The sequence below is a fragment of the Moraxella sp. CTOTU47724 genome, from assembly GCF_032014955.1.
Taxonomy (GTDB): domain Bacteria; phylum Pseudomonadota; class Gammaproteobacteria; order Pseudomonadales; family Moraxellaceae; genus Faucicola; species Faucicola tetraodonis.
In genome coordinates this window covers 14,134-26,618 of sequence record NZ_DALZSV010000013.1, presented here as the reverse complement: position 1 = coordinate 26,618, position 12,485 = coordinate 14,134, and the positions used below count along the sequence as shown (strand labels likewise).

Below are 12,485 nucleotides of genomic sequence, written 5' to 3'. Positions count from 1 at the left end.
TGACTATGAACCTAGGACTCGATTACCAACTTGGCGATGACATCAACGCCCTACGCGAAACCGTCAAAGCCTTTGCCGATGCCGAAATCGTCCCACGTGCTGCCGAGCTTGACCGCACCGACCAATTCCCGATGGACTTGTGGCAAAAAATGGGCGAGCTTGGGCTGCATGGCATTACCGTACCCGAAACTTACGGCGGCGTGGACATGGGCTATGTGGCGCATATGGTCGCCATGGAAGAAATCAGCCGCGCATCAGGCTCAGTGGCGCTAAGCTATGGCGCGCACTCCAACTTATGTATCAACCAAATCAAACGCAACGGTACAGACGCCCAAAAACAAAAATACTTGCCAAAACTCATCAGCGGTGAATTCATCGGCGCCTTAGCCATGAGTGAGCCCGGTGCCGGCTCAGATGTCACCAGCATGAAACTACGTGCCGAAGACAAAGGTGGCGTATATGTATTAAACGGCTCAAAAATGTGGATTACCAATGGACCGGATGCCGATGTGATGGTGGTGTACGCCAAAACCAACCCAGAGCTTGGAGCAAAAGGCATCACCGCGTTTTTGGTAGAAAAAGGCATGAAAGGCTTTTATACTGCGCAAAAACTCGACAAACTCGGTATGCGCGGTAGCCACACAGGCGAGATGGTATTTGACAATGTCGAAGTGCCAAGCGACAACATTCTGGGTGGTCTTAACAACGGCGTTAAAGTATTGATGAGTGGCTTGGACTACGAGCGTGCGGTACTCGCCGCAGGTCCCATTGGGCTGATGCAAGCGGTGATGGACAACGTCATTCCCTACATCCACGACCGCAAGCAATTTGGTCAAGCCATCGGTGAATTCCAGTTGATTCAAGGTAAAGTGGCGGACATGTACACCACCTTACAGGCAGGGCGCAGCTTTCTTTACACCGTGGGCAAAAACTTGGATATGCTAGGCTCAGACCATGTGCGCCAAGTGCGCAAAGACTGCGCCAGCGTGATTTTGTGGACAGCGGAAAAAGCTACTTGGATGGCAGGAGAAGGTATTCAAATCTTTGGCGGCAATGGCTATACCAATGAGTACCCACTGGGGCGTATTTGGCGTGATGCCAAACTATATGAGATTGGCGCAGGTACCAGCGAAGTACGGCGTATGCTGATTGGTCGTGAGCTGTTCAACGAAACCGCTTAATTGATTAGATTTGTCAGCACAAGCCCTAGCTAAAACTAGGGCTTTTTTATTAGATTGTCAAAATAGGTTGTCAAAATCCGCCTTATTAGCAACGTGCTATGTTAAGGTTGATTGGAAAATGGCTTGGTATTGCGCCGGTTTGAGACGTGGTCCGAACTGCTGAATAATTTGGCTTGCGACGCTACTGGCTAATTTGCCACAATCTGCCAACGCATGACCGTGCGATAGCGCATATAAAAAACTGCCCGCAAAATTATCCCCTGCGCCATTGGTATCTAGCACTTGGTCAACGGGTAACGATGCCACGTCAATCAATTTTGTTTCACGTGAAACATCGTCTCGTACTGCAATGATTGACCCTGCTGCACCATTGGTCATCACTGCCATATTGGCAACTGACAATAACGCTGCTGCCGCTTGCGAGTGACTGGTTTGGTGGGTAAATAGCTGCGCTTCATCAAAGTTACAAAACACCGCATCCACGCCACCCTCTAGCATGGCATCAAGTCCTTCGCGACCAAACTTGACCACGGCAGGGTCGGCAAAACTGACCGCGATTTTAGCCCCTTTGTCTTTAGCTTGTTGTTTTAGCTGGGCAATCGCCTGTTGTACCGAGGGTGACATAGCGAGATAACCTTCAAGATACAACCAATCAGCATCATTGAGCGCATCAAACTCAATATCGGTTTCACTGATTTCTGCTGAAGTGCCCAAATGCGTTTGCATGGTGCGCTCGCCATCTGGGGTCACCATCACCATACAACTGCCTGTAGTACCATCAGCAAATGACTTGGTAGATGTCTTGATACCTGCGGCATTTAAATCCGCCAAATAAAAACGCCCTGCCTCGTCTTCACCGACTCGGCAAGCATAAAAAGTATCGCTACCAAGGCTTGCGGCGGCATAGATACTGTTGGCAGCCGAGCCACCGCCGGCTTGTTTGGTTGCGGTGATGTTTTGCGTGGTGAGCGAGGCGATGAGGTCAGCTTGCTCACTGTGACTGGCTAGGGTCATATTGCCTTTGGTCAGGCCTGTGGCGTGAAGCTGTGCATCGGTGACGACAAATTCACTGTCGACTAACGCATTGCCGATGGCGACGATTTTTGCCATGTTGATTTTCCTTCTTTGGATAATACTTTTAAGTTTTTTTACATGTCTGATAATTGATTGGGAATTACTAGCAAAAAGTCTGTCACGCCAACATCTACTCCTTGCTGAAATAACAATGTAGTAGCCTGTCCACGATGGTGTGTTTGGTGATTAAAAAAGTGACTGAGTAACAAACCAAATTCTCGGTTAAATGTCTGTCCTTTGGTATTGTGATAAATCATCGGCTGTTGCAATTGGCTTTCAGTCACATCTTCCACCAAAGCTATAATGATATTGTCAAGCTCAGTTCTTGCAGTTGCATAGGCTGTTAAGTTGTCAAACAATAACGTATCTAAAGCAGTCGGCTTTGGAAAATTGGCTAAAATCTGTAAACTTTTAAAATTAAAAAACTGGTTGAAACGATTTAACCAAATTAAATCCCCTACCATCAAATGATTCATGGTACCTAAAATTGAGCCAAAAAATGCGTGCTGATTTTTAAGTAAACTATCGGTATCAAGTTGTTTCATCGCTTGAATCATTGCTTGATTCAAGTTTTGATTATAGTTTGCAAATAGTTGAAACATGGGCTTTCGCATGATTTTTCCATTTTTATTCTAAGGCTGGTTTATCATAGCAGACTTTATTGTCCAAATCCGTAGCAGCATTTTACTGTAAAAATTGAAACTTTACTTGATAACAATAAGTCATTTTCTCTTTAATAAAACGATTTTGACCCCCATTTCTCAAAAATAAATCCGACAAAACTGCTATACTTTCTGTTTTTTACAATTGGTTTTGCTGATAAATTCTGACAAATATTATGATGACACACAGGTAACTTCATGCCCGCAACTTCTCACGACTCTGCTTTAGATTTGACCCTGCACCCTTCTTTTACCCTACGCTCTCATGAGCGCATCGATGCGTTATCGCTTGATGTACTGGTGAGCGAACATAACGCCACTGGATTGATTCATTATCACCTCGCCCACCCGAGTGATGAAAATGCCTTTATGATTGGCTTTCGCACCCAGCCGATGACCGACCGCGGTGAGGCGCATATTTTGGAGCATACCAGTCTGTGTGGCTCTGAAAAATATCCCGTGCGCGACCCGTTCTTTAGCATGATTAAGCGCTCGCTCAATACGTTTATGAATGCGTTTACCGCGGCAGATTGGACGGCGTATCCGTTTGCCACCCAAAACCGTCAAGATTATTTTAACTTGTTGTCGGTGTATTTAGATGCGACATTTTTCCCAAGTTTAAATCCGCTCGATTTTGCCCAAGAAGGGATTCGTGTGGAGCTTGATGATGACGGCAAACCCCAGTATAAGGGCATTGTGTTTAATGAAATGAAAGGCGCGATGAGTGGCGAGATTGACCAGTTGTATCATACGCTGGCGCGTCATTTATTCCCCACAACCACTTATCACTACAATTCTGGCGGTGAGCCTGCTGCTATTACTGAGCTTAACCACGCCGATTTGGTCAAGTTTCATCAAAGTCACTATCACCCAAGCAATGCGGTGGTGATGAGCTTTGGCAATATCCCTGTGGCAGAGACCCAAGCCCGTATCCATGAGGATGCATTGGCGGTGGCAGGCAAAGCGTTTGCTAAAGGGCAAAAACACGCCTCACGACTTGAAAAATCATTGACCGCGCCAATCAGCGTGACGGACACTTACAGTGTCGATACGGTGAAACCCAAACAAACCCATCACGTCATGGCATGGTTATTACCATCGATTTTAGACGGTAAACAGCGCCTGGCTATGCGATTACTTGAAGGCGTATTGGTTGAACATGCAGGTTCGCCGCTGCGGGCGTATCTTGATAGCCATCCGCTGGCATCTGCCCCAACGCCGCTACTGGGCTTGGATGACAGCCATTATCAGATGGTGTTTTATGCGGGTGTCCGTGGCTCTGAGCCTGAGCATGGCGATGCCATTGAGCAAGGAATTTTGGACTTACTCAAACAAGTGGCGGACCAGCCTGTGGACAGTGAAGCGATTGAAACCATTTTGCACCAAATCGAAATCGACCAACGTCATATCGGTGGCGATAGTATGCCATATGGTCTAAATTTGATGCTTGAAGGCTTTAGTACTGCTATCCACGACGGTGACCCCATGCATGTGTGGGACATCGATGAAAACCTAAACTGGCTACGTGAGCAAGTACAAAATCCTGATTTTATCGCCAATTTGATTCGCAGCTTTTTGCTCGACAATCCGCATCGCGTGCGCTTGACACTCATCCCTGATGCGAGCAAATCTGAGCAACAAGCCAAGGATGAGCAAGCCAAACTTGACACCATCGCAGCGGCACTGACCGATGACACCCGTAATGCACTCATCAGCCAAGCCAAAGCCCTTGCCGAACGCCAAGCTACGCCTGATGATGTGGATTTGCTACCCAAAGTGGGATTGGCGGATATTCCTGCCCAAATTCAATTTAAAACAGGTACAAAACGCGATATCACTTTAAGTGGTGTGCCAAGTACGTTGTATGAATATGAAGCAGGCACCAATGGTCTGTACTATTATCAAGTGATTATACCCCTAGAAGGTCATGAAGCGCTCATCAATCATCCAGATTTACCAACCTATCTGAGCTTGATCAGCGAAGTGGGCACGCGCAAACACGATGCCTTGGCATTTCAAGCGCGACAAGCACGCCATTCAAGCGGTGTGACTGTCAGAATCAGCCAGCGCACGTCACCTGATAATCCCGAAAAAATGGATAGCTTCTTGGTGGTCGCTACCCGCTCATTGTCACGTAAATTTGAAGCGATTGAGCTGGTTAAAGAAGTGCTCAACGACACTATTTTTACCGAATATGCGCGGATGGAAGAGCTACTGACCCAAAAACAAATGGGCTGGCAATCGCGCCTTGCCAATGCAGGTCATGCGTATGCCATGCAAACAGCGAGCCGCAACACCAGTAAAATCGCCCGTCTTGAATATGTACGCGGTGGTTTGCCTGCATTAAATAGCTTAACTGAATTTTTGCAGCAAGCGGAGCAAGATAGCAGTGCATGGCAAAAGCTCGGAGAGCGATTAGCTACTTTACATAGCTACATCAAAGCCCTGCCAAAGCAAGTGCTTATCATCGCCGAAGCAGAGATATTACCGACGCTGCAACAAGCGATTAGCGAGAGCTGGCAAGCGCCTGTTGACGAGCCTGCCGATACCTTAATCGAATCGCCCATTACCACTGACGGTAGCGATATCGCGTGGCTTGCGCAAACCAATGTATTTCATCATGCGCTTGTCTTTGCTGCCGTGCCGACCGACCATCCCGATGCCCCTGCCTTGATGGTGCTCTCAAGCGTGCTACGCAACAACTATCTGCATCGTACCATTCGTGAGCAAGGCGGGGCGTATGGCGGCGGCGCGAGCTATGATAGCAATGCCTGTTCTTTCAAGTTTTATAGCTACCGTGACCCGCGTGACCAAGCCACGTTTGATGACTTCTTGGGTAGTATTGATTGGTTACTCGCGCAATCTACAGGCGAAAAAACCGATGCTTGGATTGAAGAAGCGATTTTAGGATTGATGGCAGGCATGGATAAGCCCGCAAGCCCGGCGGGTGAAGCGGTCAAGGCGCTGTTTGCTGAGTTACATGGTCGCGGCAAAGACTGGCAACAAGCGATGCGTGCCAAAATCTTGGCGGTCAGCCTTGATGATTTACAGCGGGTAACAAGAACTTATCTTAAAGACAAGCCATTTACTCGTGCCAGCCTTGCGCCGTTTGATAAAGCTGAACTCATGCAAAAGATGGGTTTTCAGATTGAAAAAGTGCTATAACAAACGTAACAATAAAATTAATCATCTTAATAAAAAAGGCGCTGTTATTAGCGCCTTTTTTCATCTTTTATACTCGAAGTTTTACACAACCAGCAACTCAATTTTACCCAGTCCGTCAATTTGCGCGAGGATGGTATCGCCTTTGACCACCGCACCGACGCCCGCTGGCGTCCCTGTAAAAATCAAATCCCCTGCTTTGAGTTCAAAAAACTCAGATAAATTGGCAATGGTCTCTGCCACATTCCAAATTAACTGATTGATATTGCCTTGTTGTTTGGGCTCCCCATTGACCGCCAGTGAAATATTCGCTTGTTGTATCTCAACAACGCTAGCAACGGGATAAACTTCGCCAATGGGTGCCGAATAGTCAAACGCCTTGCCAATCTCCCACGGGCGACCCGATTTTTTCATTTCGTTTTGCAAGTCGCGGCGCGTCATGTCGAGCCCCACGGCATAGCCAAAAATCAGCTCATGAGCCTGTGATACACTCACATTGGCACCCGCTTTGCCAATCGCAACCACCAATTCTACTTCATAATGTAGCGCTTGCGTTTTAGTCGGATAAGGCAATTGGGCAATGCTATCGGGTCGAACCGCAATAATCGACTCGCTGTCACTGGCTTTACAAAAGAAAAATGGCGGCTCACGGTCTGGGTCACTGCCCATTTCTCGGGCGTGGTCGGCATAGTTGCGCCCCACGCAATACACGCGGCGGACAGGAAAGGTTTGCTCGGATTGATGGATGGGCAGTGCCACCACTGGCCTGGGTGGAAAAATGGTATTCATGGTGATTCTACTTGGTTGGTTGGAGTATCAGATGGCGGCTGGGTGATGGCAATATCAGTGACATGAGTGACATGCTGGTCAGCTGCTAAATTGCTAGCAGGTTGCCACGCTTGCAAAAACTTATCATGGCGCAGGCTATTGTCTTGATTGGTGAACGATTGCAGATAGTCTCGGGTGGTGGATTCCCATTGCTGACTTTGTTCAGCTGAAAACTGTCCCGTCAGTCTTTGGTAGCGCAAAAAAATCAGCCAAGTATTGAGCACATCGCTCTCGCAATAAGTGGTGAGCTTATCCCATGCTTCTGCTTGCACCATAGGCACCACATCATAGCCGTCCAACGCTTGCTTGCCTGCAAAGCCGCATAGAGATGCGACGACATCGAGTTTTTGCGACGTGCTATTCATGGCAAGTTTCACCATCAAATCGGTATGACGGTCATGATAGCGGTTGATATAGTTGTTGTATCTCATCTCACCGGTTTGGCTAAACAGCTTGGGCGCAGTCAAGCCATGCTGCAATGCCCGATACACCATGACGGGTATATCAAAGCCCTTGCCATTCCAGCTCACCAACAACGGATTTTTTTCAATGGCATTAAAAAAGGTTTGAATCATTTGCGCTTCGCTATGGTCAGCCAGCGACAGCGATTTTAGGGTCATTTTGCCGCCCGCCACCCACAACACCGAAAGACATGCGATTTGGTGCAAAGGCAGGGGCATAAAAGGATGCCCAACATCTTGCTCACGCAGTGCCATAAGCTTGGTCATGGCATCGTTATCCGATAACCCAGCCAACTCAGGGTATAGCCGCTTGCCTGTGGCAACATCGGGTATGGTTTCGATATCAAATACTAAAATCGGCGCTGGCGTAGCCATAATACTTCCTTGTTAGTTTCTGCTTTAGGTTATCAGGTATTAAGCGTCATCTTTAATCCCAAACAACCCTGTTGATAGATAACGATCGCCACGGTCACAGACGATAAATGCAATCACCGCATCCGGGTGTTCTTTAGCGATTTGGTATGCTGCCCACGCCGCCCCACCTGATGACACCCCCGCAAAAAGCCCTTCTTCGCGGGCAAGCTTACGCATAAACACTTCCGCATCGTGCTGCTCGATGTCCATCACCCTATCCACCAAACTTGGCTCAAAAATCTTTGGCAAATAGGCGGCTGGCCATCGGCGAATCCCTGCGATATTAGCGCCTTCAGCGGGCTGTAAACCGATAATTTGCACGTTTGGGTTTTGCTCTTTTAGGTATTTGGACACGCCCATGATGGTGCCTGTGGTCCCCATTGAGCTAATAAAGTGGGTAATCGTGCCATTGGTTTGCTGCCAAATCTCAGGACCTGTGGTCAGATAATGCGCTTGTTTGTTGTCAGGGTTGTTAAACTGGTCGAGTACGATGCCTTTACCTTCTGCCTGCATTTGCTGGGCAAGGTCACGTGCCGACTCCATGTTATCGACTTCAATCAATGTCGCCCCATACGCTGCCATCGCGTCTTTACGCTCTTGGGTAGAGTTGCTAGGCATAATCAGCGTCATGGCATAGCCGCGCATTGCCGCGACCATCGCAAGGGCGATGCCTGTATTGCCACTGGTGGCCTCAATGATGGTGTCGCCTGGCTTGATAGTACCACGCAGTTCCGCTTGATAAAACATGTTATAGGCAGGGCGGTCTTTCACTGAGCCCGCTGGATTGTTGCCTTCAAGTTTAGCAAGCAGGGTGGCTGTGCCTTGGTCGGTTTGCGGTGCAAATCGCGCCAGCTTGACCAGTGGCGTATGTCCAATGCAGTCATTGAGCGTGCTGGTTTCAGTGATGAAATTATTATGGGTCATAAGACAACCTTAGTTTTTGGCGATGAACTTTTGATAAGACGAGTTTTGAGCAGACGCATTTAGTCTATCTTATAGATTAGCTAGCGTTAATTAGTTTTTTTAACAGTAATTTTTTTGGATTGCGCGCGTAGTTTAGCAAAATTCGTATCACCCGTCAGTGGCGAATCATGATTATTGTGCAAGTCATTTTTCCACCGCTACCCCATCTGATTTTATCTCGATTTTTTGCTAGGGTATAGACTTGTCAAAAATTTACTTGCGACAAAAACCCCAGCTACCCAAGCAAAATTGGCTAAAATCCTATAAAATGAAACGCTATACCCCAAAACCCTGATAAAAAGTCTGATGCCTAAATTAGGCTGATGCAAGGCTAGCAATGTGAGCAAACGATTTCACTTGGATTTTTCCACCGCTTATGGACAGTTGATACTATTGGTGTTTTTGCCGATTAGCGCACTCGCGTTGACGGGTGGTTTTTTGGTGTTATCGGATACCAGCCGTGCTGCGCGTACCATTCAGCAATCAACCGCGGATAATTTGCTAGTGACTCTGCAGCCAGTCGCCGCTTCTATGCAGACGAATCTGATTAAAATCAACCAAGCGCTATCTACAAATACCACTCAGCCTAATAACGATAATAGCTTAAGTAAAGATGGCTTAAATAAAGATAACTTAAACAAAGACAGCGCAAATAAAGCTGAGCTGTCACCCAAAGAATTGGCGACACTACAAGCCAATGTGAAATTTGCCCTACAAAATGCCATCAACGACAAACACTTGCAAGGCGTGGCGATTGTCAACGAACAAAGCAACGTGTTGGTCAGTTTTGGTGATTTGTCACAACAGCCCAATCCGCGCTTGTTGCCTTTTTTGGGACGCCACCTTGAGGCGCAAAGCAATACACAGCAAACTTATTTGCTGACGCAGCTCAACACCCAATCCAATAGCCTGTTTAATAGCAAGGGTAGTAGCTTATTTGGTCGAAAATTGGTACTAAGCCCACCCGCCAATGCGACTGCCCCACTACCGACGTTGTGGCTTATTGTCAATATTGATAATGAGCCGCTACAAGTGGCTCGCTATCAAGTGATGTTGGCGTTAGCGATTACCGGACTCTTTACTATTTTACTGCTGCTATTGACCACCCACATATATGCTAGACGCTGGATTGCGCCGATTTATGAGATGCGGTTACATTTGCAGCGCACCAACGCCAACAACCTGTATAAACCGATGACCATTAACGCCAGTGGTGAAATCAACCAACTGCAACAGGATTTGGTCAAGACCTTAAGACGTCTGCATAAAAGTTTCCAAGAACTCAAAAATCACGCCGAGCAGACCGAAGATGATTTGCGATTGGCTTTTGACGAGATGGAGATGCAAAACATCTCAATTCGCAATGCGCGTGATGCGGCGGTTTCAGCCAGTCAAACCAAATCAGCATTTTTAGCCAATATCAGTCACGAATTACGCACCCCACTTAACAGTATTGACGGCTTTATCAACCTATTATCCCGTCATGGCGGCTTAAATGCCGAGCAAGACTTGTACGTGCAAACGATTCGTAAGTCTTCAGCGCACCTATTAGCACTGGTCAATGACGTGCTTGATTTTTCTAAGATTGAAGCCGGCAAACTGGTACTGGATAGTCATGAATTTGACCTGTATGCCAGTATCTACGATGTGGTGGATATGCTATCGCCACTCGCGGCAGAGAAAGATTTACGGCTGGCGGTGTTCTTCTATGACGATGTGCCGCATTATCTAGTAGGGGATGCGTTACGCACCAAGCAGGTTTTGACCAATCTTGTTAACAACGCCATCAAATTTACCGATGATGGCGAGGTCATTGTGCGGGTCAGTCTGGATGATGACATCGATGATTTAATTCATATCAGTGTGCAAGACACAGGGCGAGGGATTTCGCCTGAGCATCAAAAAGTGCTGTTTCAAAGTTTTTCGCAAGGCGATCCTTCGATTACTCGCCAGTACGGCGGTACGGGGTTGGGGTTGGTGATTTCAAAACAGCTTACCTATCTGATGGGCGGCAATATTGGTTTTTATGACAACGCCACTGAGCAAGCGGGTGATGCGAGCCAATCGCACAAAATCAAAGGCACGACGTTTTGGTTTACCTTGCCGATGACCATCAGTAACCAAGAGCAGCAGCGGCTGCTTATCCATGACCCCATTTGGCAGTTACCTGCCATCGTCCCGCCAAAAACCGATGCCGGTTATGTGGCGGCTGATACCACTGCTGCGGTAAATATCTTGGTATGGATTGACCATCCTGCAAGCTTACAAGTGTTAAAAGGCTCGCTGCGTGAATTACCGATTGCCATTACTACCGCAAGTACGCTAGCAAGCCTACTTGAATCGCTCAAAGAAACAGGCAATCATTGGGATTGGGTCATCGTGGACAATGGCACCACTGAGGATACCACGTCGCTGCTCAAACAAGTACGCTTACATTATGCCGGTAAATTGCTACTATTTGGCTATCAAGTCAATCTTGAGCCAGAATTGTTGTCGCGTTATCAAGCACAAGCCTTGTATCAGCCGCTCGATCGTCGCCAGCTTTACCAGCTGCTTGATAGCAATTCTGCCAGCAGCCAAGAGCCTACACTGCCGCAGTGGCATGGTTTTACTGTGCTTGCCGTGGATGACCATCTGCCCAATTTGTTGGTACTAGAAGCGTTATTGGCTGAGCTGAGCATTAATGTGGTGACGGTTAATAGTGGGTTTGACGCCATTGAATACATCACCACGCACCAGTCACAAAGCGATACCGCCGTGGATTTGATTTTTATGGACATTCAAATGCCAAGAATGTCAGGCAGTGAAGCCGCCATCCAAATCCGTAAGGTTGAAACGCAAGCAGGACATCAACATATTCCGATTATTGCCCTGACCGCGCATAGTCTATCCGATGAACGCGATACATTATTGGCATCTGGGATTGATGACTATGTGGGCAAACCAATTAGTCAAGCCCAGTTATTGCAAATCCTGCAACGTTGGTTGGGTAAACACAGCACGTCCGTGTCCGCTGATGTGACTTTTGACTCAACCGCTGATGTGGCTTCTGACAAATCTGCTATCAACTCACCCATCTCGGCGCGCTCGATAGCGCCTATAGCGTCTGGGGCAAATAACCTGCGTACTGCACCTGCAACCCCCAAAGAGAGTGCGGTATTTGCTCATACGCCATTAGCCGCCTCAGCGACTACCACCGATGACAACGCTAATCTACCAAGCCTACCATCGGTCAGCAGTCAGCATAGCGCTGAGTCACTAGCAAGTCTTGCGGTCATTGATTGGGATGATGCGGTGATGCGGGTAGCAGGTAAGCCTGATTTGGCAGCCAATTTAATTACCCTGCTGATTGAATCGATTGAGCAGGAAAAAAGTGACTTGCAGCAAGCTTGGCAGCGCCACGACAGGCAAGCCTTGTCCCACGCGGCGCATCGCATTTTAGGGGCGAGTCGTTATACCGGCGTACCACAGCTACGTCAAGCCAGTCAAAATCTTGAAGACAAGTGCTTGCTAAATATCAACAATAGCTCACCTGCGCAATTTGCCATTTTGGCACCTTATTATGAGCAAATGCTACAAGCGCTTGATAACTTGGCACAGGCTGATTTGAGTCAATTCCCTGCACTCAAATATGCCCAGCTCAAAGAAAACGATATGACTTGGAAGATGATTTGATACCCATCACCACAATGCCGCCTAGGTTTAGCACACTTGCCATTTCACGTTACCTTTCTTAAACG

The 12,485-nt window shown here is 47.6% G+C and carries 8 protein-coding genes; 3 read left to right on the top strand and 5 right to left on the bottom strand.

Features of this window, described 5'->3' with window-relative positions:
* Positions 1–5: 5 nt before the first annotated feature.
* Complete coding sequence (locus tag RTR63_RS04495) at positions 6–1,181, top strand: isovaleryl-CoA dehydrogenase (RefSeq protein ID WP_312522897.1); 1,176 nt, start codon at positions 6–8, stop codon at positions 1,179–1,181.
* Between the two features lie 96 nt (positions 1,182–1,277).
* Here the strand turns inward: RTR63_RS04495 and RTR63_RS04490 are convergent, their stop codons facing one another.
* Positions 1,278–2,291, bottom strand: a complete 1,014-nt coding sequence (locus RTR63_RS04490) for an adenosine kinase (RefSeq protein WP_312522896.1) — start codon at positions 2,289–2,291, stop codon at positions 1,278–1,280.
* Between the two features lie 38 nt (positions 2,292–2,329).
* Positions 2,330–2,869 carry a DinB family protein gene (locus tag RTR63_RS04485; protein ID WP_096489519.1) on the bottom strand — a complete coding sequence of 180 codons (540 nt, stop codon included), beginning with the start codon at positions 2,867–2,869 and terminating at the stop codon, positions 2,330–2,332.
* A gap of 246 nt (positions 2,870–3,115) precedes the next feature.
* On the opposite strand from RTR63_RS04485, the gene RTR63_RS04480 reads away from it, so the two are divergent.
* Positions 3,116–6,082 (top strand): insulinase family protein, encoded by a 2,967-nt coding sequence (locus tag RTR63_RS04480; protein ID WP_312522893.1) that lies wholly within the window; start codon positions 3,116–3,118, stop codon positions 6,080–6,082.
* Positions 6,083–6,163: 81 nt separating this feature from the next.
* Here RTR63_RS04480 and RTR63_RS04475 read toward each other — a convergent pair whose 3' ends face one another.
* The 3 genes from RTR63_RS04475 to cysM are packed head-to-tail and all read right to left on the bottom strand — an operon-like array spanning position 6,164 to position 8,706.
* The gene (locus tag RTR63_RS04475) at positions 6,164–6,868 is read right to left on the bottom strand and encodes a fumarylacetoacetate hydrolase family protein (RefSeq protein WP_312522891.1); all 705 of its coding nucleotides are present in this window, start codon (positions 6,866–6,868) and stop codon (positions 6,164–6,166) included.
* On the bottom strand, positions 6,865–7,743 hold the full coding sequence (locus tag RTR63_RS04470) for a 3'-5' exonuclease (protein WP_312522889.1): 879 nt from the start codon (positions 7,741–7,743) through the stop codon (positions 6,865–6,867). The genes RTR63_RS04475 and RTR63_RS04470 overlap by 4 nt, the downstream gene beginning before the upstream one ends.
* Positions 7,744–7,782: 39 nt before the next feature.
* Positions 7,783–8,706: a cysteine synthase CysM gene (gene cysM / locus RTR63_RS04465; protein ID WP_282850222.1), complete on the bottom strand. Its 924-nt coding sequence runs from the start codon at positions 8,704–8,706 to the stop codon at positions 7,783–7,785.
* A gap of 378 nt (positions 8,707–9,084) precedes the next feature.
* Here cysM and RTR63_RS04460 point away from each other — a divergent pair, with 378 nt between their 5' ends.
* A complete protein-coding gene (locus tag RTR63_RS04460; protein WP_312522886.1) occupies positions 9,085–12,420 on the top strand; it encodes an ATP-binding protein in 3,336 nt (1,111 codons plus the stop codon).
* Positions 12,421–12,485: the final 65 nt, after the last annotated feature.